The sequence below is a fragment of the Caproiciproducens sp. MSJ-32 genome (assembly GCF_018918055.1).
Taxonomy (GTDB): domain Bacteria; phylum Bacillota; class Clostridia; order Clostridiales; family Clostridiaceae; genus Clostridium.
In genome coordinates this window covers 38,211-64,560 of the sequence record NZ_JAHLPS010000014.1, presented here as the reverse complement: position 1 = coordinate 64,560, position 26,350 = coordinate 38,211, and the positions used below count along the sequence as shown (strand labels likewise).

The 26,350-nt window shown below is 29.1% G+C and carries 27 protein-coding genes and 1 other annotated feature; of the genes, 6 read left to right on the top strand and 21 right to left on the bottom strand.

What is annotated here, in order from left to right:
• Positions 1-102: 102 nt before the first annotated feature.
• On the top strand, positions 103-675 hold the full coding sequence (locus tag KQI16_RS01870) for an NUDIX hydrolase (protein ID WP_216431761.1): 573 nt from the start codon (positions 103-105) through the stop codon (positions 673-675).
• 299 nt (positions 676-974) lie between these two features.
• On the opposite strand, the gene KQI16_RS01865 is transcribed toward KQI16_RS01870, so the two are convergent.
• The 4 genes from KQI16_RS01865 to KQI16_RS01850 are packed head-to-tail and all read right to left on the bottom strand — an operon-like array spanning position 975 to position 3,222.
• The gene (locus KQI16_RS01865) at positions 975-1,679 is read right to left on the bottom strand and encodes an ABC transporter permease subunit (RefSeq protein ID WP_216431759.1); all 705 of its coding nucleotides are present in this window, start codon (positions 1,677-1,679) and stop codon (positions 975-977) included.
• On the bottom strand, positions 1,680-2,561 hold the full coding sequence (locus KQI16_RS01860) for an ABC transporter ATP-binding protein (RefSeq protein ID WP_216431757.1): 882 nt from the start codon (positions 2,559-2,561) through the stop codon (positions 1,680-1,682).
• Positions 2,562-2,571: 10 nt separating this feature from the next.
• Positions 2,572-3,003 (bottom strand): DUF3021 family protein, encoded by a 432-nt coding sequence (locus KQI16_RS01855; RefSeq protein ID WP_216431755.1) that lies wholly within the window; start codon positions 3,001-3,003, stop codon positions 2,572-2,574.
• Positions 3,004-3,015: 12 nt separating this feature from the next.
• Positions 3,016-3,222: a hypothetical protein gene (locus tag KQI16_RS01850; protein ID WP_216431753.1), complete on the bottom strand. Its 207-nt coding sequence runs from the start codon at positions 3,220-3,222 to the stop codon at positions 3,016-3,018.
• A gap of 279 nt (positions 3,223-3,501) precedes the next feature.
• Between KQI16_RS01850 and KQI16_RS01845 the strand changes: the two genes are divergently transcribed.
• Complete coding sequence (locus KQI16_RS01845; protein ID WP_216431751.1) at positions 3,502-4,851, top strand: [Fe-Fe] hydrogenase large subunit C-terminal domain-containing protein; 1,350 nt, start codon at positions 3,502-3,504, stop codon at positions 4,849-4,851.
• A 403-nt stretch (positions 4,852-5,254) separates the two neighbouring features.
• On the opposite strand, the gene KQI16_RS01840 is transcribed toward KQI16_RS01845, so the two are convergent.
• Entirely contained in the window at positions 5,255-6,064 is an 810-nt protein-coding gene (locus KQI16_RS01840; protein WP_216431749.1) for a hypothetical protein, read from the bottom strand.
• 147 nt (positions 6,065-6,211) lie between these two features.
• Here KQI16_RS01840 and KQI16_RS01835 point away from each other — a divergent pair, with 147 nt between their 5' ends.
• A complete protein-coding gene (locus tag KQI16_RS01835; protein WP_216431747.1) occupies positions 6,212-7,207 on the top strand; it encodes a glycosyltransferase family 2 protein in 996 nt (331 codons plus the stop codon).
• Between the two features lie 32 nt (positions 7,208-7,239).
• On the opposite strand, the gene KQI16_RS01830 is transcribed toward KQI16_RS01835, so the two are convergent.
• Positions 7,240-7,488, bottom strand: coding sequence for a TIGR04540 family protein (locus KQI16_RS01830; RefSeq protein WP_216431745.1), 249 nt, complete (start codon positions 7,486-7,488; stop codon positions 7,240-7,242).
• A 100-nt stretch (positions 7,489-7,588) separates the two neighbouring features.
• Between KQI16_RS01830 and KQI16_RS01825 the strand changes: the two genes are divergently transcribed.
• Positions 7,589-7,984 carry a CPBP family intramembrane glutamic endopeptidase gene (locus KQI16_RS01825; protein ID WP_216431779.1) on the top strand — a complete coding sequence of 132 codons (396 nt, stop codon included), beginning with the start codon at positions 7,589-7,591 and terminating at the stop codon, positions 7,982-7,984.
• A gap of 122 nt (positions 7,985-8,106) precedes the next feature.
• Here KQI16_RS01825 and KQI16_RS01820 read toward each other — a convergent pair whose 3' ends face one another.
• The 9 genes from KQI16_RS01820 to KQI16_RS01780 all read right to left on the bottom strand — a co-directional run bounded on the left by KQI16_RS01820 (position 8,107) and on the right by KQI16_RS01780 (position 19,468).
• Positions 8,107-9,405 (bottom strand): dicarboxylate/amino acid:cation symporter, encoded by a 1,299-nt coding sequence (locus KQI16_RS01820; protein WP_216431743.1) that lies wholly within the window; start codon positions 9,403-9,405, stop codon positions 8,107-8,109.
• A gap of 123 nt (positions 9,406-9,528) precedes the next feature.
• Positions 9,529-9,773: a binding site (T-box leader), on the bottom strand.
• 165 nt (positions 9,774-9,938) lie between these two features.
• The gene (locus tag KQI16_RS01815; protein WP_216431741.1) at positions 9,939-10,976 is read right to left on the bottom strand and encodes a galactose ABC transporter substrate-binding protein; all 1,038 of its coding nucleotides are present in this window, start codon (positions 10,974-10,976) and stop codon (positions 9,939-9,941) included.
• Positions 10,977-11,003: 27 nt separating this feature from the next.
• The gene (locus KQI16_RS01810) at positions 11,004-11,957 is read right to left on the bottom strand and encodes a substrate-binding domain-containing protein (protein ID WP_216431740.1); all 954 of its coding nucleotides are present in this window, start codon (positions 11,955-11,957) and stop codon (positions 11,004-11,006) included.
• Between the two features lie 2 nt (positions 11,958-11,959).
• Positions 11,960-13,759: a sensor histidine kinase gene (locus tag KQI16_RS01805; RefSeq protein ID WP_216431738.1), complete on the bottom strand. Its 1,800-nt coding sequence runs from the start codon at positions 13,757-13,759 to the stop codon at positions 11,960-11,962.
• Complete coding sequence (locus tag KQI16_RS01800) at positions 13,759-15,357, bottom strand: response regulator (protein ID WP_216431736.1); 1,599 nt, start codon at positions 15,355-15,357, stop codon at positions 13,759-13,761. The genes KQI16_RS01805 and KQI16_RS01800 overlap by 1 nt, the downstream gene beginning before the upstream one ends.
• Positions 15,358-15,613: 256 nt before the next feature.
• Positions 15,614-15,790 carry a hypothetical protein gene (locus KQI16_RS01795; protein ID WP_216431781.1) on the bottom strand — a complete coding sequence of 59 codons (177 nt, stop codon included), beginning with the start codon at positions 15,788-15,790 and terminating at the stop codon, positions 15,614-15,616.
• 19 nt (positions 15,791-15,809) lie between these two features.
• Positions 15,810-16,832, bottom strand: a complete 1,023-nt coding sequence (gene mglC / locus KQI16_RS01790) for a galactose/methyl galactoside ABC transporter permease MglC (RefSeq protein WP_216431734.1) — start codon at positions 16,830-16,832, stop codon at positions 15,810-15,812.
• A gap of 16 nt (positions 16,833-16,848) precedes the next feature.
• Complete coding sequence (mglA, locus tag KQI16_RS01785; RefSeq protein ID WP_216431732.1) at positions 16,849-18,348, bottom strand: galactose/methyl galactoside ABC transporter ATP-binding protein MglA; 1,500 nt, start codon at positions 18,346-18,348, stop codon at positions 16,849-16,851.
• 76 nt (positions 18,349-18,424) lie between these two features.
• The gene (locus KQI16_RS01780; RefSeq protein WP_216431730.1) at positions 18,425-19,468 is read right to left on the bottom strand and encodes a galactose ABC transporter substrate-binding protein; all 1,044 of its coding nucleotides are present in this window, start codon (positions 19,466-19,468) and stop codon (positions 18,425-18,427) included.
• 249 nt (positions 19,469-19,717) lie between these two features.
• On the opposite strand from KQI16_RS01780, the gene KQI16_RS01775 reads away from it, so the two are divergent.
• Together KQI16_RS01775 and KQI16_RS01770 are read left to right on the top strand one after the other, a co-directional pair.
• Positions 19,718-20,287: a LemA family protein gene (locus KQI16_RS01775; protein ID WP_216431728.1), complete on the top strand. Its 570-nt coding sequence runs from the start codon at positions 19,718-19,720 to the stop codon at positions 20,285-20,287.
• A gap of 12 nt (positions 20,288-20,299) precedes the next feature.
• Positions 20,300-21,133, top strand: coding sequence for a TPM domain-containing protein (locus KQI16_RS01770; protein ID WP_216431726.1), 834 nt, complete (start codon positions 20,300-20,302; stop codon positions 21,131-21,133).
• A 185-nt stretch (positions 21,134-21,318) separates the two neighbouring features.
• Here the strand turns inward: KQI16_RS01770 and zupT are convergent, their stop codons facing one another.
• The 6 genes from zupT to sufU all read right to left on the bottom strand — a co-directional run bounded on the left by zupT (position 21,319) and on the right by sufU (position 26,348).
• The gene (zupT, locus tag KQI16_RS01765) at positions 21,319-22,143 is read right to left on the bottom strand and encodes a zinc transporter ZupT (RefSeq protein ID WP_216431724.1); all 825 of its coding nucleotides are present in this window, start codon (positions 22,141-22,143) and stop codon (positions 21,319-21,321) included.
• Positions 22,144-22,317: 174 nt separating this feature from the next.
• Positions 22,318-23,076, bottom strand: a complete 759-nt coding sequence (locus KQI16_RS01760; RefSeq protein ID WP_216431722.1) for a TMEM164 family acyltransferase — start codon at positions 23,074-23,076, stop codon at positions 22,318-22,320.
• Positions 23,077-23,260: 184 nt separating this feature from the next.
• Complete coding sequence (locus KQI16_RS01755) at positions 23,261-23,968, bottom strand: hypothetical protein (RefSeq protein ID WP_216431720.1); 708 nt, start codon at positions 23,966-23,968, stop codon at positions 23,261-23,263.
• Positions 23,969-24,064: 96 nt separating this feature from the next.
• The gene (locus KQI16_RS01750; protein WP_216431718.1) at positions 24,065-24,295 is read right to left on the bottom strand and encodes a hypothetical protein; all 231 of its coding nucleotides are present in this window, start codon (positions 24,293-24,295) and stop codon (positions 24,065-24,067) included.
• Positions 24,296-24,421: 126 nt separating this feature from the next.
• Positions 24,422-25,726, bottom strand: a complete 1,305-nt coding sequence (locus tag KQI16_RS01745) for a hemolysin family protein (protein WP_216431716.1) — start codon at positions 25,724-25,726, stop codon at positions 24,422-24,424.
• A gap of 193 nt (positions 25,727-25,919) precedes the next feature.
• The gene (sufU, locus tag KQI16_RS01740; RefSeq protein ID WP_216431714.1) at positions 25,920-26,348 is read right to left on the bottom strand and encodes a Fe-S cluster assembly sulfur transfer protein SufU; all 429 of its coding nucleotides are present in this window, start codon (positions 26,346-26,348) and stop codon (positions 25,920-25,922) included.
• Between the last annotated feature and the right edge of the window lie 2 nt (positions 26,349-26,350).

The window sequence follows — 26,350 nt, the reverse complement described above, 5'->3', positions numbered from 1 at the left end:
AAAAATGACATAGGATAATTGAAAAGAATTAAATAAAAAACTTTAATTCTTCTATAATTTAAATTAGAATTTATATATAAATAAAAACAAAGGAGTTAAATTATGAACTGGATAGATAATATAAAAAATTACATTCCCTATAATGAACAAGAAGCAACAGATAAAGAGACTATACTTTGTGCAATAAATAGTTTTGATAATCTATTAACTAGAGAAAATCCCCTTGCCCATTTTAGCAGCTCTGGCTACATAGTGAATAAAGATAAAACTAAGGTGCTTATGATTTATCATAATATATACAACTCTTGGTCTTGGACTGGTGGCCATACTGATGGAGATGAGGACTTTCTTCATGTTGCAATAAAAGAGGCAAAAGAAGAAACAGGAATACAGCATATTAGACCTGTATCTGAAAATATCTTTTCTTTAGATGTTCTGCCTGTTCCTCCTCATGTAAAAAGAGGAAAATTTGTTTCATCTCACCTTCATTTATCAGTAGCATATCTTTTAGAAGCCGATGAAAATGATGAACTAACAATAAAGGAAGATGAAAATAGCGGAGTTAAGTGGATTCCGATGGATGAGGTTAAGGTTTACTCAACAGAGCCGGATATGATAAAGCTTTACGAAAAATTTCATGAGAAGATTGCGAATATGATGGAACTCAAAAAATAAATTGGATCTACTCCATAAGTAAAAATACTATAATATTTATATCAAAGAAAATTCCTTTTCATTGTTTTACAATACATTCAACTTAAGGTTTTATTTGCATAAAAAATATTTTCCGTTATGTTAAGTAAAAGGGGAGATTATACTAATGAAATATTTTGTTTATTTATATTGTATATATGTTTTATTAATCAGTTTTAAGAATATATTTTCTATAAGCTCTTTTAGAGATTATAAATATTATAATTCAGCTTAAGCTGAATTATTTCCTCAACTGTACACTGTAAACTGTACACTGCACACTAATAAAGATTGCTTCGCAATCTTTTATATAAATATAACATAAAGTCAAACTCTTCTTTTAGTTTTCCCATTATTCCTAATATATAGGTTCCAAAAAAGCTTGCAACTCCAATACTAGTGGCTGCTTTTCCCTTTTTAAGAGCTGTTGAAATTACAATTCCTACTGCCATAAATATATATCCTAAAAGGGCCATTCCAATAAACATTCCTTTGATATCCATGACAAGTCTCATTGTTTCAAGATCTTCCGGTTTTACTGCTAAGGATATAAGGACAGTTACTAATCCAACAAGAATACTAAATGCGAAGAAAGTTACAGCAATTGATAGTATTTTGCTCCATAAAATTTTGCTTCTTGATACAGGCTTAGAATATAAAAATTCTATAGTCCCTTCACTTTCCTCTTGAATAATTGAATTTACTCCTAATGTAACTCCATAAATTCCAAAAGCCATTGCTATATATTGAAAGGTATATCCCATATAATCATTTATCTTACTAAAATCTGTGATTCTTGAAAAATTAAATATTTCCAATAATGCTGGTGGTAATGCTTCCAGCTTGCTTCCTACTAATTCTTGCATCCCCATATCCTTCATGCTTGGGAATAGGGCCATAAATACTACTATAGTTGCACAAGTTCCTAGGCTCCAATATATTAATGACTTTAGATTTCTTTTAAATTCGAACTTAAAAATATTCATTTATTTCCCCTCCCCTTGGTAATAATGCATAAAGGCATCTTCTAATTTAACTTCTTCAATTAAAAGTTTTTCTAAATTATATTTTGAGAGTAAAGCTATTAGCTCATTTATATTTCCCTTATAAATAAACTCTATTCCTTTATCTATAACTTTTACTTCTTCAGCTAGCTTTTCTATTTCCTTTATATCTATATTATCTGCTTTTAATCTTACTCTTTGTCCTAAATTCCTATTAACATTTTTTAAATCTAAAATATCTACAATTTCCCCATCCTTTATTACAGCAACCCTATCGCAGAACTTCTCTACTTCAGATAAATTGTGAGAAGATAAAAATATAGTTTTCCCCTTAGCTTTTTCTTTTAATAATATATTAAAAAGTTTTTGTTGAATTAATGGATCTAATCCATTTGTAGGCTCATCTAAAATAACAACCTTAGGATTATTAATAAGAGCCTGTACTATAGCCACTTTCTTTTTATTTCCTAAACTTAATTCACTCATTTTTTTATCTAATTCTACTTCCAACTCATCACAAAGCTCCCTGATATATTCCCTATCATAATTATTAAAAAATGATGCAGCATATTTTAATATATCACTTACCTTAAATTCTGAATAATATCTTACTTCACTTGGAACAAAGCTTGTATATTCTTTAATTTCCTTACTTTCCCCTACTATATCTTTTCCTAAGATTTCTGCTGAACCTGAAGTTGGGAAAAGAAAATTTAATAAAGTTTTTATTGTTGTTGATTTTCCATCCCCATTGGGTCCAATAAAACCATATATTTCTCCCTGATTTATTTCTAAATTTATATTACTTATGCCTCTATTTTTTCCATAATTTTTAGTTAAATTCTTTATCTTTATAGCCTTCATAATCTCCCCCCTAAATTTTTTCTTTATATCTTAATAATTTATCATTAAATCTTTCACCAGTAATCTTTTTATAAAAATAAAAATTTAAAGTTATTCCTATAAAATAAACTGTATATATTATTATAAAAATACTGAAATGAATTCCCCACAATTCTACCCAATTAAAATATTCTATAAAAAAAATTAATATTATTAGCTGAATTATAAAATGTGCTGCTATTTTAACTTTTATAGATATATTAGGTAATAATTTTTCATTATATAAAAATATCTGAATAGCACCTATTATAACTGCTAAAAGTAAAAATTCCCAAAGCATCTCTAGAGGCATTATATTATTTCCTGTTATAAGACTTACAACTCCATAAGTAAAGATTATACTAACAAAATATATTGCCATTAGCCCTTTTATTTCATAACCTATATTAAAAAAATTTTTCATAAATCTCCCTCCCTAATAAGTTCTTTTATCTACAGATTCAAAATAAAGAATAGAATTTAATTTTATAACATATACACGCCCATTTTTAGTTCCTGTAATAACATTGTCCTCTTCCTTTAATTTGTTTATTAACTTTAATACAGTATCATCAATATTTTTACAGTTTATTATTATCTCAATTTCCTTATTATTTTCGTTTTCATTAATTATTACTTTCATAATAACTCCTTCCTTCTTTATACTTTTATCATATCCTTTAATAAAAATATTTCAACAAAATTTAACCAAAACAGTTAGGAGTTAAAAGTTAGTAGTGTGGAATGATGAATAGTTTGGAGTGTGGAGTTAGTAGTGTGGAGTTATTTGGGGTGTACAAGTTCCCTAACTACTAACTACTAACTCCACACTCCTAACTACTAACTCCTAACTATATTAAATGTATTAAAAATATTTATTTATCCATACTAAGTTATATTAAAACTTTTATAGGAGGTTTATATGAACAGTAAATATGAGGATATTTTTAATAGATTAATTAAAGCTTATTATGAAGATAGATTTGAGGAAACTGTTAATGATATAATAATTAACCATGAAATTTCTCCCCAAGAAACTTTTAAAATAGTATGTACTCTTTGCGGAGTTTCTTTAGATTTTGATAATAATTACCTCTACAAATTAAAAAATGCCATTACAAATTATGAAGTCAATAGACGTTTTATAGAAAAACTTGATAGCTGTAATATTAAATGTAAAGCAAGTGAAGATGTAAAGACTAGCTGTCAATTAGCCTGCCCTTTTGATGCAATCTTATATGATAAGGATAATAACTCTACATATATTGACTATGATTTATGCCTTGGCTGTGGAAACTGCATTGAACATTGTAAAGACGGTAAAATAATGGATGTTGTAGAATTTTTACCTGTCCTAGATTTAATAAAAAATAATAAAAAAGTAATAGCTGCAGTTGCTCCAGCTATTGCAGGTCAATTTGGAGAAAAGGTTACTTTAGACATGTTAAGAGAAGCTTTTATAAAAATTGGCTTTACTGATATGATAGAAGTAGCCTTTACAGCAGATATGCTGACTATTAATGAAGCTGTACAGTTTAATAGATTAGTTAAGGAACCTGATGACTTAATGATAACCTCCTGCTGCTGTCCAATGTGGGTTGGAATGTTAAAAAAGGTTTATAATGACCTAGTTCATAACTTATCTCCTTCAGTATCTCCTATGATTGCTGCAGGCAGGGTTATTAAGAAACTAGATCCTGAAGCAAAGGTAGTCTTTATTGGTCCATGTATAGCTAAAAAAGCAGAAGCCAAGGAAGCAGATATTGGAGATGCAATAGATTATGTTTTAACCTTCCAGGAACTTGATCAAGTATTTAAGGCCTTTGATTTAAATTTAGAAAGCCTAAAAGGCATTCCATCAAGGGATTATGCATCAAGAGGTGGAAGGCTATATGCAAGAAGCGGTGGAGTTTCTTTAGCTGTTTACCAAGCCATCCAGGAACTTTATCCAGAAAAGGCAAAATTCTTTAAGGCTATAAAGGCTGAAGGAGTAAAAGAATGCAAGGAAGTCCTAAAAAACGCCTTAGCTTCAGATATAGATGCTAACTTCATTGAGGGCATGGGCTGCGTTGGTGGATGTGTTGGAGGACCTAAAGCCATAATAAGCAAGGAAGAAGGCAGAAAATTTGTTGATGATTACGCCTTTAATTCTCCTATCAAGGTTTCTACCCATAGTGTAACCTTTAATGAAGTATTAAAAAGATTAAATATTAACTCCTTAGAAGACTTTAAAAATGAAGAAAAAACAGCAATATTTCATAGAGAATTTTAGAAAAATCAAAATTCAAGCTGAACTAAAAAAAATATGTACTAAAATACTGGTGCATAGTTTTTTCACTTTTAATAAAATAATGATACTCAAACAAAAAAGCTTGAAGAAAAAAGTAACTTTAATCTCCGAGAAGCTGCTGAATATTTAAATATCTCAGAAACAGACCTAATTAATACTGTATATAGTAAAAATACTGAGGAATATATCTTTAATAGAGAAGCTCTAGATAAATGGGTTCAAGAATCAGGCTTTAACATGTAGAGTTATATTGAAATAGCTATTATGCTAGGAGTTTTGCTTAATCTCACTACTTTCAAATAAAACAATAACTCTAAAGCATAATAGCTAAATTTTGCATAAAACTTGTAATATAAACCTAAAATTTATTTTAAAAAACTAATTGCTAACTTTTATTAAAATTTTCATTTTTATATTTATTTAAGTTTAACAAGTCTTCCTTTCTGTATAAATGATAAGCTGGGTACATGGTATCTACATAAAGCTGAATTCCTAATACTGCTGCCCTTACACAAAAATGCCTGTCTTCTCCCCAGAAGGACAAATTATATATTGGATTAAAATTTACACCCTTTTCAAGAGCACTTCTTGATATTAATGTACAAGCTCCTAAACCGCCTACTTCATAAGTTCCAGGGATTCTTAATTTCGATAAAAATTCACTCATTCTAAGATTAGCTTCCTCATTAGTAATATATTCCCCCGGCTCAATATTATATAAGGTATAAGTATCTTTTAACCAAACTTGAGGATATTCTTCTGAACTAGGATTCCATTTAGTCCAAAATATATTCGATACTATTTCCTTATCTAAAGAAAGTAGCCTTTTTATTGTTTTAGGATTTAATACTATGTCTGAATCAATAAGAAATAAATAATCAAAGTTTTCCTCTAAAGCTTTGTGAATAATCTCATTTTTAAAATTAGTAACCTTTTCTATTAATTTATTAGTCCATCTATGAGTTATCTCATCACAAACATATAAAGATTTACTATCACTATTTATAAGGATAACATTATTAATTTCTTCCTTAAAGTTATTTAATAGATCACTTGATTCCTTGTTTAAATTATCATCTATAAAATAATAACTTACCTCTATATCACTTAAGTCTAATTTCCTTAAAGAAAATAGAAACTCCTTCAATATCTCAGGCTTTTGATTAATGGGGCTTCCTATTAAAAGCTTAATCATATATTCCTCCTTATTACATTTTATAAATTATATTCAATTTAATTTAAGATATGCATATTTTCTAGTTTTGTTATTTTATTAAGGATTAGCATATTTTCTTTTTTTTCATATGCTATACTAAGCCCAACTTTATGGAGGTAATTTTCTTTGACAACTATAAGTGCTTGTATCATTGCTAAAAATGAAGAAAAAAACCTATTGAGGTGCCTTAAAAGTATAACTAATCTTGCTGATGAAATAATACTACTTGATACCGGTTCTAATGATAATACAATAAATATTGCAAAAAAATTTAATGCTAATATAATTGAATTTCCTTGGAATAATAATTTTAGCGATGCCCGAAATAAGGCCTTAGAACATGCAACTAAAGAATGGATATTAATAATCGACTGTGATGAGGCATTAGATATATCCCAAATAACAGATATTAAAAATACTTTAAGCCAAGCTTCCAATTTAGGATTTTCTTTAAAACTTGTAAATATAATAAATAATTCACCAATAGAAGGTGAATATATATTTAGAATTTTTAAAAACTACTCTGGCTTTTATTTTAAGGGAAAAATAAATGAAATCATATTAAATTCTTCTTTAAAATCAGACTTTAAAGATAATATTAAAAAGTTAGATTATAAATTATATAATTATGGTTTTGATTTAGATAAAAAAGATTTAAACAAAAGGTGTTATAGAAATTTATCTATTTATTCAGAATATAAAAATTCTGAAACAAATTATATAAATTATTTCAATATTGGAAATGAATATTTTTTATTAGGCAATTATTCTAAAGCAGTAACTAACTATTCCAAAGCCCTTTACTCCTGTGATGATATTTATATTTCCAGCTATATTACTTATGTAATTATAAAAACTTACTATCATGCTCAAAAATATAATCTTGGAATTTCTGTTGGTGAAGGCCTATCTTTAAAATACAATAAGATTAGGGAAATATATTATATTATTTCTTTATGCTATTTAGAGCTTAATGATATAGAAGCTTATAGGGAAAACTTTAAAAAATATTTAGCTTCTAGGGAAAATTCCCATAAATATTGTTTTGATTTAATTTTCCTTGAAAATAAAAGAATAATTCCTGAGATGTTTGGCTTTAGGATAAATAATTTGGTTATATAAAAAAAATAAAACATATCATTCTTTGACATGTTTTATTTTTTTTTATTTAATATTTTTTCTATTAAATCTAGCCTGCTTTTACCTAAAATTTGCTTAGTTTTTTTAGCAACCTCATCATTTTTATAAAACTTATCCCTATTTCCTTCTATTACTTTTACTATATTTGTTTCTAATTTTTCGTCCTCAATGTTTCCTTCAAAATAATAATCTATATATTCCCTTAATGCATAACTAAGATCTTCCTGATTTTTATAATACAATCTTAGCTCAGATTTATCCATACCTATCCCACCTTATATTATTCATAAATATATTTTATATCATTAAAATAAAACATACAATAACTATATAATTTTATTTATTATATATAAGAATTAATACATTGCTTTTGATATTCAAATAGCAGCTAATTTAACCACAAAAGAAAATATCTCAAAAAACAGCTTCATTTTTGTTGCCTTATATATAAGCTTTATTAACTCCTTATTAGAAGAACTATTTTTTAGAGGTTTTGCTTTTATTCAATTAAAAGAATTAATAAAAGAAAAATATGCTTATATATTTAGTTCAATAAGTTTTGCCCTATATCATGTCTTTATTATGTCTGGCTGGTTTAACCATGCCTTATTTATCCTGATACTTTTTTCATTAGTAATTGCAGGCCTTATTTTTGATTATTTTGATAGAAAAACAACAATTTATAACTCATGGCTTATTCATATGAGTGCTAACTTTGCAATAAACACAATCGGCCTTATGGCCTTTAATATAATATGAAAGTTCTAAAATTTTATTAAAATACATTAAAAAAGTTCACAATTTGTAAACTGTGCTACAAACTGTGAACTTTCTCCTCTTAAACTCCTAACTACTAACTACTAACTCTTAACTGTTAACTGTTAATTCCTAGCTAATTTAGCTTCTTTTCTTTTTTCAGTTTCATCTACAACTAAAGCTGATACTGCTGCTCCAGTTACGTTTGTTGCCGTTCTAGCCATATCAATAACTGCATCTACTGCCATTACCATTGCCATACCTTCTAATGGTAAGCCTAGAACAGATAATACAACTGTTGTTGACATAGTTGCTGCTCCTGGAACTCCTGCTATACCAATTGAACCAACTATAGTAGTTGCAATTATTAATATATAGTGATACATTGTTAAATCTATATTAAATACTTTTGCAACAAATATAGCTACTATTGCTGGATATAATCCACCGCAGGCATTCATTCCCATTGTTGAACCTAATGAAGCTGTAAAACTTGCAACTTCATCCTTAACCTTAGCTCTATTTATTAAGCTGTCTATTGTTACTGGTAAAGTACCATAGCTGCTTTGACTTGTGAAAGCAAGTAACATTGCTGGGAATATATCTCCAAAAAATTTAATTGGATTTCTTCTTGCTACAACTGATATTAATGGTGTATGAACTAATAATATTTGTAATATACATGCAATATAAACTGCTGCCACAACTGTTGCTAAAGATAATATTGTATCTAAACCGTTATTTGATGCTGCTGTTGCTATTAATCCAAATACTCCATATGGGATGAATTTAAGAACTATTCTTGTAATGCTCATAACTATTTCATAAGTTGCTAGAATAAAATCTTTAAAAGCCTTTATCTTATCTGGATTATTGTTATCTTCTATAACTAAAGCTATTGCTACGAAAATTGAGAAAACAACAACTGGTATAATTTGTCCATCTACTATTGAACCTATTACGTTTGATGGTAAAAATCCTAAAATTACATCTGTTAATGCAGGAATTTCTCTTGCTGTAAAATCTCCTGCTCCAGTAAATACAAAACCTTCTCCTAGATTAAATAACTTACCTATAATAATTCCTATTGCCGCTGCAATTCCTGTTGTTCCAAGTAATAATCCTACTGATTTAAATCCAATTGATTTTAAAGTTTCAATATTTTTAAATCTTACTAAACTTGTAATAATTGAAGTCATTACTAGAGGTATAACAACCATCTTAATTAATGACATATAGCCCTTACCTACTACCTTTAGGAATGGAATATTTCCCTTAAATACTATTCCTATAATTAATCCTAATGCTAAAGCTACTAAAGTAGCAATTGATCTTTTTCCATTTTTTTTGTTAACTACATATATTACATATGCAGCAGCTAATGAAGCAATAATTGCTAATATTAATTGAATATTTATATCCATTTTATATCCTCCTAAAATTAATTTTTTTATTGATAATATTAAAATAATTTATTAAATAATTCCTTAAAAATGTTCTATTACTGGCCAGTAAGTTCTATCGAATAAAAAACTTCTCCCCCTATATTCAGAGGCAGAAGATACATTTCCGCGGTTCCACTCTGATTAAATGTTTATATAAAAACATTCATCTCATTTAAAGTATATAAATATACTTCATCTCTATAATGGGAGAACCCATAAGGCCCTACTATTATTTCAAGCCTTAAACTCAGAGGTGCATTTCATTATTATAATTTTAGGTTATCTCAGCAACTAACCCTCTCTGTGAAAAATTAATAATAACTACTTCTCCTCTTCAACGTCTATTATTCTTATCGGATTACTATGATTTAATTATATCCACTGATTTTTAACTTGTCAATAATGATTAATGATATTTTATTTAAAATTTTTTCCAAAATAAGGTTAAACCTTTTCATTTTTCGATATTATTACAAAAAAATGTAATGGATAAGCTCCATTACATTTCCTTACTATTCTAAAAATCTATCAACATTTTCTCTTGTTACTTTTGTATGTTGAGTTTTTACATATTTTCCACTAATACCTTCTAGATCATTAACATCAAATCCCATAGCCAAGGAATAGGAAATATCAAAAATTGCCTTAGCCTGAAGCTTGGCATCACTTATTACAGTACCAGTTAATTCTCCTTTTTTTACAGCTTCTAAAGCTTCCTTTATCCCATCTATTCCCACTACTATTGGTTTCTTTGTAAAAAGCTCTGTTGAATTTATAGAATGCAGGGCACCTAAAGCCATTACATCATTATTGCTTATAACAAGTTCTATTGCATCCCCAAATTCCTCTATCCATTGATTCATTTTACTTATTGCTTGATCACTCTGCCAATTAGCACTATCATCAGCCAGCTTTTCTAGTTCAATACCATAATTATCAATATCTTTTATACAATATTCTGTCCTAATAGAAGCATCTTGATGCCCCGGCTCTCCTTCCAGCATAACATATTGTATTTTATTATCTTTATTTTTATCTAGTTCCCCTTTATTTTTATTCCATTCCTCTATAATAATCTCTGCCTGCATTTTTGCAGACTGCCTTGCCTGAGCCCCTACATAATATACCTTATTCCATCTATTTAAATCTTCTTCAACAGGCTCCCTGTTAAAAAATACTAAAGGTATATTGGCATTTTTGGCCTTATCAATTATTGTAGCGGCAGCAGTTCTGTCTACTAAGTTTACACAAATAATATCATAATCCTGTTTTATAAATTTATCTATTTGATTTCCTTGGTTTGTAGTACTGCCTTTTGCATCAACAAAATCTAACTGTATCTTTATATTTTCCTCTTGTTCCTTTTCCTTAGATATCTCTTCTAAATAAGAACTTATACTAGCTATGAAAGTATCATCTTGTCTATATAGGGTAACACCAATTTTTATTTCATTCTTTTTAGTTTCTTTATAATCTACATCACATCCTGAAAATATTGAAGTGCCTAATAATAACGTAGTAAAAACTATTAATCCCTTATACTTTTTCACAATAACCTCCTATAAATTACACCTGTATCACCTAATGATAGGAAATAAAATCTTTTGATTTTCTTCTGAATACATATTATAAGTATTTATTGTTGTTGATGTTATTTTGCTCTCATTAATTTTTTCATTTTCTATTTCAGAAACCATTGCCTTAATTCCTAAATAACCTAAATTAAACTCATTCTGCATAGCTATTGCATTAATAATTTTCTCTTCCATTAAGGAAATTATCAAACTTGTACTTCCTATTCCATAAAAAGCTGTTTCAGCCCTGTATTCCTTCTTAAGCTTTCCGGCAATTTCTAAGATATTTGGCTCAAAGGCAACTACTACTTTTGTATCTTCCTTCTTTAGAATTTCTGAAATACTTTTGTAAATTTCAGCCTCATCCTTAGGTAAATCTATAAATTCATAGGTGTTTTTACTTAATGAAATTTCGTCAATAAATCCTTCATATTTTTCTTTTTCACTACTTATATTAAATCCACTTCTTAGAATTTTTATTTTACTTCTTGTATTTCCATTTCTGATTACTTCATTAGCTAGTTTTTTACCAAGTTCATAGTTATCACAGGATATATATGTGAACTTTTCCTTAGTTTCTATATTAGATTCAAATAAAACAATTGGAATTTCCTTTCTAAAATCTTCTATAATCTTAGAAAGGGAATTATAATCTGCTGGAGAAATTAATATTCCATCTGTACCATTCATAATCTCTCTCTTAATTAGTTCCTTCTGTTCTTCCACATTATTATCTTCGAGAAGAGTTATAAAGCTTATATTTACATTTAAATCAGAAGCAGCCTGTTCCATACCATTTTTAACTATTCTCCAAACTTCACTGCTCTTACCCCTGACTATTACAGAAACCTTATATACTCTAACCTTTCCTTTTGCTCCCTTTGGCAGCAAGATAAAGGAAGATGTTATAAGAATTATTAAGAGAAAAATAAAGATTGTCCTTTTTCTTATTACCACAGTTATTCTCCTTTATTATCAAAGTATTTCCTTGCCGGCATATGAATTCTAATAATAGTGCCTTCATCAGGCTCACTAAAGATCTTTAATCCATATTCCTTACCAAAATATAGCTGGATTCTTTCATGAACATTTTTTAAACCTATGCCAGAACCTTTTTTGCTATTATGCTTTTCTTTTCTTACAAGCAGTTCCTCAGCTAGTTCCTGAGGCATTCCTAAACCATTATCAATAATATCTATATATAGATCCTTTTCTTCTAGATAAGCCTTTACTAAAATATTGCCATCTCCATCCATATATTCCATACCATGATAAATAGCATTTTCTATTAATGGCTGGACAATTAACTTGATGCATTGCAAATCTAAAGCTTCTTCTTGGGCTTCTATTTCATAGTCAAATTTATTTTTATATCTTATGCTTTGTATGGTTAAGTAATTTCTTGCATGTTCTAGCTCATCTTTTACTGTAATAATATTTCGCCCCTTACTTATACTAATTCTAAAGAATCTTGCAAGGGAAGTAACCATGGTTATAGCTCCGCTATAATTTTCATTTTCTATCATCCATACTATTGAATCTAAAGTGTTATATAAAAAGTGCGGATTAATTTGTGATTGAAGGGCATTAAGCTCGCTTTTTCGCTTTTCTTCCTGCTCTTTTACAATATTATCCATTAAAATATTCATTTGGTTTAACATTAACTTAATAGCTTTAGCTAAATGCTGAACTTCTTGAGAGCCCGTTTCTGAAATGTTTAAATTATCTACACCATTTTCAAATTCTTTAACTGCCTTTTCTAATTCCATAATTGGATTGGCTATTCTTGAAGAAACATACATATTAATTGATATCAAGGTAAAGATTGCAAAAAGCATTATGAATATGGCAAAGGCCCTAAAATCACTAGCCCCAGATACTATATCTTCTATAGGGGAAACAGAAACAATTTTCCAGCCTGTATAACCTACAGTCTTTATATTTATCATTCTTTTATTTCCCTGGAAATTTTCTAAATAGTTTCCATCTTCTAATTTTGCATTCTTATAATTTGTTTCTTCAATTAAGTTAGTATATATTAACTGTTGTCTAGGATGATATATAATTTCTCCATTTCCATCCATCAAATATACATAGGCATTTTGTCCTAAATCGACATTTTTACATATTTCCTCAATGCCGCTAAAGTTCATATCAACCAAAAGAACCCCTCTTTTAGCTTTACCATCTTCAGTTATTTCTACTGCCCTGCTTAAAGAAACAACCCAAGTATATTTGTAATTAGGATCGTAAAATAAATTTTGAACATGAGGAGTTGAAAAATGAAGGTTTTCACTTTTTTCTAAAGCATCTTGAAACCATTCATTTTCCCTTGGATCTATATTTTCTTTTAACTGTTGTACTGGATAGGAAGCTATTATATCTCCATGCTCTGAAAACAAGCTTATGCTGATTAAGAAGTCCTTATTGGCTTCGTAGAGTATATCCATTTCCTTATTAATATTTTCACTGGATAAATCCTTCTTCTTAATCCCTCTATAGTACATAGTATCGGATATTTTCATCATCTTTCTTAAATAGCTGTCTAAATTTAAATTAACTTGATCTAAAATAGCCTGATTATTTTTGGCAACCATTTCCTCAGTTAAGTTTGAAAATCTTAAATATAAGGCTCCCCCTACTACTATCATTCCAAGTACTGCCACAATTGTAAAAGAAACAGATATTATATTATGAATACTTGCTTTTTTATAATAATCTACTATTTTTTTTGGATTCCTTTTAACATATCTAATCATCATCTCTTTCTATACCTTGAAGGAGATATTCCATATTGCTTTTTAAATACATAGCTAAAATAATTAGCTTCCAAGTACCCAACCTTCCTTGCAATAATATAAGTCTTATCATCTGTTGTATTTAGAAGCCTTACTGCTTCCTCAAGCCTTATATTTGTAAGATAGCTCACAAAGTTCATGTCTGTTTCCTTCTTAAAAATTGTTGAAAAGTAGGTTGGACTTACATGTAATTCTGAACAAAGCTTTTCAACAGATATTTCTGGATCGCTGTAGTTTTCCTTAATATAGGCCTTAGCCTTTTCTACTAGCATTTTTGAGGAATTAATCCTATCTTTCTTTATAAGCTTATTTATTTTTGCAGATTTTTCTTTAAACCAGTTCTTTATATCATTTATTGAATCAGCCTTGCTTAAATATGAATAGCAATTAAAATCTTCTCCAAAGACTTCCTCAAAGTTAATGTTGTAATCTTGCAGAAGCCTTAATATAGCTGTAAAAACTTCCATAAGATAAACTCTGTATTTATTTAAATCTACTAAATCCTTCTCAACTTTACTAAATATCTTATCAATGATTTCTTCTATTTCCTCTTTACTTGATAATTTTATAGAATTTAACAGGGAACTTTCCTCTTGCTCCTCAAATTTTAACTGAATATCATTATTAGGCTCCACATCCTCTATATAAATTGCCTTTCCACTTCCTAATATAGGTCTATAATTTAAGGCTGTTTCGGCAGTTTTATAGGAATACCTTATATCCATTATATCTTCATATACTCTTCCAATCCCTGAAGATATTGTATTTGCAAAAACACATTGATATAGCCTGCTTACTTCATTCAATCCCTTAAGTAAATTATTCACTTCTGCTTTTTCTCCAAAGCTAGCCAATACAACAATTTTATCTGAGTAAGGAAAACTTACAAAATCACAGTAATTTCCAAGAGTTTCATCAACCATATTTTTAATGGAGATCAAAAGTAAACCAATATTATTTTCCTCTTCTTCTAAAACTGTTGTACCATCAATGTTTATTAAAGCAACTGTTAAATATTTTTTTATAAAATTTAGTCCTAATTTTCCTGCATCAGCTTCCCATCTCTCCTTGCTCATTCTTCCTTCTAGGGCTGAAACTAAATATTGCTCCCTTAGAACTGGAATACTCTCTAGGTAATGTTTTTTTAGTATTTCTACATTTCTTTTTTGAGCATATTCCTTATCAAGCTTGTCCTTTAACTTTTTAAGAATTTCTATAATTTCATTGGAATTAATCGGTTTCAACACATATTCAAAAACATTTATCTTTATTGCCTTATGAGCATATTCGAGTTCATCTGAACCAGAAAAAATTATTAATTTGGTAGAGGGCATTATTTCAGATAACTTTTCCCCTAACTCTAATCCATCTAGAAAGGGCATTTTTATATCGGTCATTACTACATCTGGGGCAAGTTTTTCAGCCATTTCCAAGGCTTCTTGTCCATTTTCTGCATCTCCTACCACTTCAAATCCATACTGCTCCCAGTTAACTTTATTTATTACTCCAACTCTAATTTCCTCTTCATCATCAACAACCATTATTTTGTATAGTTTCATAAAATACCACTCCTAGATATAGCATATACTTTTAAAAATATTATAAGCAAAATCCTAATCGATTACATTGTATATTATTCAAATAATTAGAATATTAACATAATTATAACACAAATAAATAAAAGTGCGAATATAATCTTAGTTAGATTATATTTGCACATTGCAATAATAAAAAACTCCTAGAGGACACCCCTGGGAGTTTTATTCTTAATTATTCATTGCCAATTCTCAATTATAAACTGTAAAAACTTTGCTTTTACAATACTATTCCAAAGATTAGTGATAAAATCATAGCTATAAAAAGTACAACTAAAAATTTATCCATAGTTTCTACTGAAACATCTATATTTCCATATAAGATACTTCTTATATTTTTATTTTCTTCTTTTTTTACTTCTTCAGCATTTTTATTTTCTATAATTTTATCTTCCACTTTAATCATCCTTTAATTTCTATTTCTTAGCTATATATTTTCTTACGTCTAATGATACTGCTGTGATTATTATTAAACCTCTTATTATATATTGCCAGTAAGCATTAACCCCAACGAAGTTTAGACCATAGTTAATAACTTGTAATAATACTGCACCTATTAATACTCCTGGTATTGTTCCTATACCACCTGAGAAGGAAACTCCACCAACTACGCAGGCAGAAATTGCATCTAGGTCATAGTTAAATCCTGTATTTGTAGTTGTTGAACCAGCTCTAGCTGCTTCTAAGAAACCAGCTAGTCCATAAAGAACTCCAGCCATGATAAATATAATCATTATATTCTTAACAACATTTACTCCAGAAACAGCAGCTGCTTCTGGGTTTCCACCTATTGCAAACATATTTCTTCCAAGCTTTGTTTTATTCCATACAAACCATATTATTAGTGATACTATGGCAAGATAGAATACAAGATAAGGTATTTCTAAAGCTCCTAATTTTAAGGATCCATTTACGAACTTAGTGTATTTTTCATCTAAATTTGCTATTGGTTGTGCTCCTAGCGGTGGTCTATCTATATAAAGACAAGATAATCCATAAGCAATAAGTTGAGTTCCTAAAGTAATTATAAATGCATGCACCTTTAATTTTGCAACACCAAAACCATTAATTGCTCCAAATATAGCTCCTATAGCCATTGCTATTAACATTGGTAATATTAATGGTAATTCTGGTAAGTTAGGATACATTCTTGATGCATAAGTTGTTGATTGCAGCAATGATGATGAAATTATTGCTGTAAATCCTAAAATACGTCCAGAAGAAAGATCTGTACCTTGCAGCACTATAAGACCAGCAACTCCAAGAGCCATTATTCCACGAGTTGAAGCCTGACTTAAAATATTAGTAAAATTCTTTAGAGATAAGAATCCTGGATCCTTTATTATAAAGAATATTATCATTAAAACTAAAACAATATATAATGCATAATTTAGCAAGAAATCTTTTACTGTATCTTTATTTATTTTTACTTTATTCATAACTTGCACCTCTATTCTAAATATATTTTGCTGCCATTGTCATAATATCTTCTTGGGTTAAATCTTCAGTTAACCCTTCTCCTGCTAATCTACCATTAGACATTACCATTATTCTGTCACAAATACCTAATAACTCTGGCATTTCAGAAGAAACAACAATAATTCCTTTACCTTTATTAGCTAAATCAATTATTAATTGATAGATTTCATATTTAGCACCAACATCTATACCTCTTGTTGGCTCGTCCAATAATAAAATTTCAGGTTCTGTAAGAAGCCATCTTCCTATAATAACCTTTTGCTGGTTTCCTCCAGATAAGGTACTTATTAAAGTCTTTTGACTTGGAGTTTTAACCTTCATACTATCAATTACCCATTGGGTATCCTTTGTCATTTTCTTATCATCTAAAACTCCTAATTTACTATATCCATTTATATTTGCTAATATAGCATTAGATTTTATATCTAATTTTCCAAATATTCCTGTTGCCCTACGTTCTTCTGTTAATAGAGCAAAACCATTCTTTATTGCCTTACTTGCATTTGTATTTTCTACTTTCTTACCATGTAAAAGGATTTCTCCTTCACTATGATGGGCAATTCCAAAAATTGTTTCTAATAGTTCGGTTCTCTTAGATCCAACAAGTCCAGCAATACCTAAAATTTCTCCTTTTCTTAACTTAAAGGATACATTTTTTATTGAAGGCTGATATGTACCTGTCAGATTTTTAACTTCTAGTATTACTTCAGCTGGTTTATTAGTCTTAGGTGGAAATCTATGTGTTAAATCACGTCCAACCATCAACTTAATTATTTTATCAGTAGTTAATTCCTTTGCAGGTTTTGTATCTACCCACTTACCATCACGCATTACTGTAACTTCATCAGATATTTGAAGAATTTCTTCCATTTTATGAGAAATATAAATAATTCCGCAGCCTCTATCTCTTAATTTATTAATAATTCTAAATAAATGCTTAACTTCTTCTTCTGTTAATGAAGATGTAGGTTCGTCTAGAACCAAGATTTTTGCATTATAGGAAACTGCCTTGGCAATCTCAACCATTTGCCTTTGTGAAACAGAAAGTTTAGCCATTTTAACTCTTGGATCAACATCTATTTCTAGTTCCTCTAATACCTTCTTAGTTGCTTCATACATTTCTTTATCATTTACAACTCCAGCTTTTCCTGGATATCTTCCAAGCCAAATGTTATCCATTACATTTCTTTGCAATACTTGATTTAATTCTTGATGCACCATGGCAACTCCATTATCCATGGCTTGTTTTGGATTTTTAAACTTTACTTTTTTTCCTTCAATATAAATTTCTCCAGCATCCTCAATATAAACTCCAAACAGACATTTCATTAAAGTAGATTTGCCTGCCCCATTTTCCCCCATTAAAGCATGTACAGTACCTGGTTTTACTTTTAATTGAACATTGTCTAATGCTTTAACTCCTGGAAACTCTTTACTTATACCAATCATTTCTAGAACATATTTATTGTCTGACATACTTATTTCACCACTTTTCTATTATTTATTAAACTGCATAGTGGTAAACCACTATGCAGTCCTATTTAGCTTTTTATTATTTTAAATATGGTTGGTAAGGAATACGGATAGCAACTCCTGTATCATCAAACTTGTAAGAAGTACCTTCAGTTGCACCTTTTCCAGCAGCTAAGTTTAATCCAGTTTCATATAATGCCTTAGCCATACCTTCAGCATCTTGAAGAACTGATCCTAACATATATCCCTTAGCTATATATTCTTGAGCAGCTGTTGTAGCATCAACTCCAACAACTATTATATTTTTATCGCCTTCGCCAGTGTTATATCCTTGAGCTTGTAATGCAGCAATAGCTCCTAATGCCATACCATCATTGTTAGCAATAACTGCTTCTATCTTATCTCCATGGCTTGATAACCAAGCTTCCATAGCATTTTGTGCTAATGCTTGATCCCAGTTACATACTTGTTTAGCTAATTCTTCTACTTCAATTCCCTTATCCTTAAGTGTTGAAACTGAATATTCAGTTCTTGCAACTGCTTCTGGGTTATCAGGTTCACCTTGTAACATTACATATTGAAGAACTCCATCTCCATTTTTATCAATTTTATCTTTGTTAGCTTCCCATTCAGCTGCTATAATGTCACCTTGCATTATTCCAGCTTCTATAGCATTTGTTCCAACAAAAATAGCCTTTTCATAAGACTTAACTACTTCTGCAGCTGGTTCTCTGTTAAATAAAACAACTGGTTTTTCAGCTGCCTTTATTTTATCAACAACAGTTTGTCCAGCTCCTGTATCAACTAAGTTAACTAATAGAAGGTCATAGTCTTTTTGAAGTGCTGTATCTATAGTATCATTTTGTGTAGCTTGGTCACCTTTTCCATCAAAGAATTCAAATTCAACCTTGCCACTATTTTCATCTTGTATCTTTTGTAATGCTTGACGAACAGTTGAAATATAAGTATCGTCAAATTTATAAAGGAATACAGCTACTTTTACTGTATCATCTGATCCAGCATTTTCTCCTCCGTTAGAAGTTTTTCCACCACAGCCTACCAATGAAGCTGCAACCATAACAGTAGCTAAAGCCATAGCTAATAATTTTTTAACCTTTTTCATACTAAACTCCCACCTTTTATACTTTTTAGTTTTATGATTTCGTTTACATATACAATTATAAAGTTTTTCCCAAATAACTCCATACAAAAAACTTAACAAAATTATCAAAATTCTTAGATTTTTTAAAATATATTTTCTAAGAATAATCTGTTAAATTTATTAAGATAATTTAAAATAAGATATTAATTTATAACATATAATAAATAAATATGATATAATTATTCCAAATCCACGAAAGGAGTTGTTATTATGAAAAAAGGACTAAAAATTTTATTAATAATATTAGCTGTAATACTTGTTATAACCTTTCCTATTATATCTAGTTATAACAATCTAGTATCCTTAGAGCAAAAGGTTGAACAATCAGCATCTAATATTGATACTAATCTTCAAAGGAGATCTGATTTGATACCTAATTTAGTTAACACAGTAAAGGGATATGCAGCTCATGAAGAAGAAATATTTACTGATATTGCTGAAGCTAGAAGTAAATTAGCAGGTGCAACAAATGTTTCTGAACAAGCAGATGCTGATTCAGAATTAAGCAATGCTTTATCTAGATTATTAGTAGTTGTAGAAAAATATCCAGACTTAAAGGCTAATGAAAACTTTATTGCCTTATCTGATGAACTTGCTGGAACAGAAAATAGAATTGCTATTGCAAGACAGGATTATAATACAGTAGCTACTCAGTATAACACAAAAATAAGAAAATTCCCTACTAATATAATTGCTTCAATATTTAACTTTGATGAGAAGCTCCTTTATAAAGCTGATCAAGGTGCTTCCGAAGTTCCAAAAGTAGATTTTGCTGATTAAAGATGATTTAATATGAAAAAATTTGCTTTAAAACTTTACAAGCTTATTTTACTTATTTTCTTGGGGGTATTTTCTTTAACTAATTTTGTTTATGCTGATACTACTTTCCCAGAACCTACAAGTTATAAATATGTTAATGACTATGTAAATCTGCTTTCTATAGAAGAAAAAGAAAAGATAGTATCTATAGGAAAGGAATTAGAAGATAAGACTGGAGCCCAGGCTACAATTGTTATAATTGACACCTTAAATAATCAGCCAATAGAGGACTATGCAAATAAATTATTTAGAGCATGGGGAATTGGAGAAGCTGATAAGGGTAATGGGCTTTTAATTTTATTAGCCATTGAAGATAGAAGCTGGAGAGTTGAAGTCGGTCGTGGTCTTGAAGGTGCAATTACAGATGCAGGCAGCGGAAGAATAATGCGTAACTTAGCAGTACCAGAATTTAAAAATGATGATTATGGCACTGGCCTATTAAATAGCTATAGTGCCCTATGCGACTTAATAGCAGAAGAATATTCAGTCACCCTCGATAAATCCTTAAATATTGATTTATCAGGTCTTGAAGATGAAGAATATGAAGACCTTGAAGCTGGTGATATGCTACCTGTATTTATAGTCGGAATTCTAGTAATGCTTGATATATTCTTTAATAGAGGACGCATTATATCAGCAATATTAAGAGCCTTCTTCTGGTCATCAGGCCGTGGTCCAAGAGGCGGCGGTCACGGAGGCTTTGGTGGAGGAGGCTATGGCGGTTTCAGCGGCGGCTCCCATGGAGGCGGCTTCGGCGGCTTTGGCGGAGGCTCTTCTGGCGGCGGAGGATCTAGTGGAAAATGGTAATAGTATTTTCCAAAGTTCATATTGCACAATTGTGCTAGATTTTCAGAGGACTTGAAAAGCTTCAATAATAAAAAGTAAAAAGCAGTCTCGTAAAAGAAACTGCTTTTTATTTATATATAAATTTAATTTAATGCTAATATATCTACAAATTCAAAGGGCTTAGATCAAATTAATTGACTTTTCTTTTAAAGAAAGAGAAGCAAACTAAAAGCCATAACCATCATTCCTCCAATCAGACCGTAAATTGATAAATGGTGTTCTCCATATTCTTTTGCTGCTGGTAATAATTCATCAAAGGATATAAAAACCATTATTCCTGCTACTAGAGCAAAGATTATTCCAGAAGTTAGATCTGTGAAGAAATTTCTTAGAAATAGGTATCCTACTAATGCTCCAATTGGTTCTGACATTCCTGATAAAAAGGAATAAATAAAAGCTTTTTTCTTATCTCCTGTTGCATAGTAAATTGGAACTGATACTGATATTCCTTCTGGTATGTTATGGATTGCAATTGCCACTGCAATTGGTATTGCTACATTAAAATCTGTTAAAGCTGAAACAAAAGTAGCAAGTCCCTCTGGGAAGTTATGTATTCCTATTGCAAGAGCTGTTAATACTCCAGTTCTCATTAATTTTTTTGATTCTTTTTCTTTTCTAATCCTCTTACATTCCTCAGTGCTACAATCATTTAGTACTTCCTTAATCTCATGAGGATTTTCTTCACTAGGTACGAATTTATCTATTAATGCTATTAAAAACATTCCTGCAAAAAATGCTATTACTGTTATATAACTTCCCTTCTTTACTCCTAGGGCATTAATTAATGAAGTTTTAGCATCAGAAAATAATTCTATCATAGATACATATATCATAACGCCAGCTGATAATCCTAAACTGACAGATAAAAATTTCTTATTTGTAGTTTTAGCTACTAAGGCAATTAAACTTCCTATTCCTGTTGCAAGTCCTGCAAATAAAGTTATTAAAAATGCTACAAATAAATTATTCATGTTTATTCCCTCCTTTTTTCTTTAATTAATAATCTATCTCTTCTTTTCTATCTTTTAACAACTAGATCAAATTAAATTCTCATATTTTATTTGTTAATAATAATTATTTGTTATTTATATATTATACTAATTTACATAATTTTTCAATGAAAAAACTACTTGTATTTTATAAAATTAACTTCTTTTAATATTCTTATACTTTCTTGATAAAAGCTTAGAATTATATAATATTAGACTTAGATACCATAGTATAAAATATATTAAAGAAAGAAATTCTAGCTTAATAAAATAATCATATCCACTACCTAAATCTTCTAATATTGTACCTTTAGCAGCAATATTGGAAGAAAAACTAACGAAAAAATAATCTGTTTTGTAAATTGAATTTATTATTCCCATACTTAATCCCATTAGTTGAAGAATTAAATATGCTCTAAATAATTCTAATTTGTTTATAAACCACTTATAAATTATGGCAAAGTATATTGGTACTATTATTATTGATAGGTGCGCTGTCATAAAATAATAATATTTTAAATATCTAGAAGACATTGATCTGTCCATTGACAGCAAACTGGATATACCACCTAATACTCCAGCAAATAATAAGAAATTAAATATCTTTTTATTTGGTTTTATTAAAATAGCTGCACATAAAACATTACAAATATAACATAAATGTAATGGTAATTTATTGATGGTTAATCCTTTTATTATCCAATTTCCTAAATAAAAAAGAGAAGTAACTATTATTATAATCCCTGCAAAAAAATATCTTAATCTTCTTTCAAACTTGTTATTTAATCTTATTTTCTTTTTAAAGATAAAAAGTAAAAATAAAATAACTATTAATAATATTATTGGAAGAAATCTTTCATAATCATTCATTATGTAATTTGGGTTTTCTCTCTCATAAATAATAAATTCTTTCATAGGCTCTCCTTTAATATATTTCAACCTTCTTTTAGTCTTTAGTACTATAGCAAATTTATGCATAGAGAAAACTGAAAATGCCAGCATAAGTAATTTTATACTGGCATTCATTATAAATTAATTAATTTATAATTTTATTTATTATCTTTTTTTCTTATCGTCCTTTTTCTTTGGTATTTCACATTTACCAGCATTTCTTTAGGCACTTAATAATTTCTCTGTATGCCTTCTTATAGCCAAGTACGAAGCCTTCTTTAAGTCCTTTTTCATGTCCTTCTGCGAAGCCTTTTTGTTTTCCTTCTGCAAAGCCCTTGTCACGGCCAACGCATAATCCGTTTGAGTAACCTCTGTTGTATCCAACATCATATCCTTTTTCATAACCTGCTTGGAATCCAATCTTATAGCCTTTTTCATAAGCTGCTTCTGCTAACTTTTCAGCTTTGCTTAGGCCCTTCTTACATCCTTTTTGGAATCCTTCTTTTAGGCCTTTTTCAAAGCCTAGTTTCTTGCCCTTTTCTAAACCTTTTTCAAAGCCTTTAGTATAACCAATTTTTATACCCTTCTTAAGGCCCTTTTCAAACCATTTTTTGCAATCAACTATTTTATTTTGTTTTTTATCTTCTTCTTTTTCTTTGCAATCTTTATTAAATTTCTTTTCATAATCTCTTTCAAAGTCTTTTTCACAATCTTCTTCGTAGTCATCATTTTCGTCGTCTTCATAGTCACATTCATAGTACTCTTCGTACTTGTCTTCTTGGTCATCTTCACAGTCGTCAAAATAATATGAAGTATATTCTACTTCATCATCTTCATATTCATCATCATAAACTTCTTCATAATCTTTAAATTCAAATTCATAATCGTCATTAGTAAAACCATATTTTGTTTCCATCTTTTTTCTCTCCTTGTTATTATTTTTTATAATACATAGATATGAAGCTAATAATTTATTTGTCAATGATTTTTAAGAAAATTTAACTGTATAAGCTTATTCATTCAATAATGAAACTACCTCTCTTACTAGTTTCTTAACCCTTGGTGGTAGCTTAGCCAAAGCCTTCTCCCTTTTTTCTTCATCCTCAATTTGAGCTATCCTCATAACCTCTTGTTGAACTCCTGGTATGGAATTGAATTCAGAGGCTATTCTATTGAATTTAGCTGCAAAGTTAGGATCCTGCATCTTAGCCTGTAATTTCATTAATAATTCAATACCATTCATATTTTTACTCCTAATCTTACTTTAATTTTATATTATTCATAATTATTTTCTTTGTTACATAATTCTTTATCAAAGTTTATACATGACTAAGCAAAAATAAAAAGAGCTGCCTTAGGACAGCTCTTTTTATTTGCTTTCTGAATTTAATATTAATTGAATTTTATCTATTCTTTTATCATCTAATTTTAAAAGTTTTAACTTAACATTGCCAGATACTACTTCGCAATTCTTTGTATCTGTAGGAATTTCTCCTAATTTTTCTATAAAGAAACCTGCAATAGTGTCTGCATCTTCTGATTCTAGTTCTATATCAAGATAATCATTTAAATCTGATAAATTCATTAACCCACTGATAATATAATTATTATCATCTAATTTTTCAAAATCTACTGAATCATCATATTCATCTAGGATTTCTCCCATAACTTCTTCAATGATATCTTCCATTGTCACTATACCAGAAAAGCCGCCATATTCATCTATTAATATAGCCATATATGATTTCTTTTCTTTTAACTTTTTAAATAATTCATCTATACTTTGAGTTTCAATAAAGAAACATGGCTCCTTTATTAAATCTCTTATATTTACATTATCAATACCTTTTTCTATTATACTAGCAAAAAGATCTTTCATGTGCAAAATGCCTATAATATTATCTATTTCATCCTCATATATAGGTATTCTAGAAAAGTTCTCCTCTAGTATTTTATTAATACAGTCTTTTAGATTTTCATTAACATCCAATAAGAATGTTTCTGTTCTAGGAGTCATAATCATCTTTGCTGTTGTATCATCAAATTCTATGATACCATCAATCATATCTCTTTCTGCTTCATTTATAGCACCATTTTCTTCTCCTATTTCTATAAGACTTCTAATTTCTTCCCTTGATATCTGCTCCTCTATTCCCTCATTCTTAAATCCAAAAATCTTCATTATAAGATTAGTTGAAAAGGATAAGAACCATACAAAGGGTTTTGTAAGCTTAGACACAAATAGAATTATTTTTATTGCAAACATTGCTACTTTTTCAGCATTTTGCAAAGCTATTCTTTTAGGTACTAATTCTCCTAAAACAAGGGTTAAATAGGAAATTATTAAAGTTGTTACTACTAAGGCAATATCATCACTATATGGCACATTAAAATTATTAAGAAGTTCTGCAAAGCCTACTGAAATTGATGTTGCTGCCGATGCTGAAGCAAAGAATCCAGCAAAGGTTATACCTACTTGTATTGTTGATAAAAGCTTATTTGGCTCCTTTAAAATATCTCTTAATAATATTGCTTTTTTATTTCCTTCTTCCGCTAAAATGTTTATTTTAGTTTTGTTTAATGATACTATTGCCATTTCCGCAGATGCAAAAAAAGCATTAACTAATACCAAAATAAAAATTAAAATAAAACTACTCCCGGGACTAGTTTCCATTAACTCATTCTCCTTTTTATTTGTTGATTTAAAATTTGTAATATTAATTATTCTATCATATTTATATGAATTTTCAATCAAAATTAATCTTGTTAATAATTATTTAAAAATAGCAAAGCTTTCTAACTTAATTGTGTACTATGAATTTTGAATTATGCATTAAAAAATAAAAAAGATTGCTAAGCAATCTTTTTTATTTTTTCTTAAAGGCTTCTTGAATTGTATGCCATGCAAGAACTGCACATTTAACTCTAGCAGGCATATTTGAGATATTTTGAAGAACCATTGCATCTTCTAGCTTTTCTAATTCTTCTTCATCTTTAATTTCTCTTTTTATCATTCCAATGAAAGTTTCAACTAAGTTTAATGCTTCTTCCTTACTTTTTCCTTTAAGCAAATCTATCATCATTGAAGTTGAAGCTTGAGAAATTGCACATCCTTGACCTGAAAAAGCAAGATCTTCTATTATATCTCCATTTAATTTAAGTTCAAGAGTTATTTCATCTCCACAGCTTGGATTATGACCTCTTTCACATATATCTGGATTATCAAGTTTTCTTCTGTTATGCTTAGAAGCACTTTGCTCCATTATAAGTTGGGTATATATGTCTTGTAAATCCATTG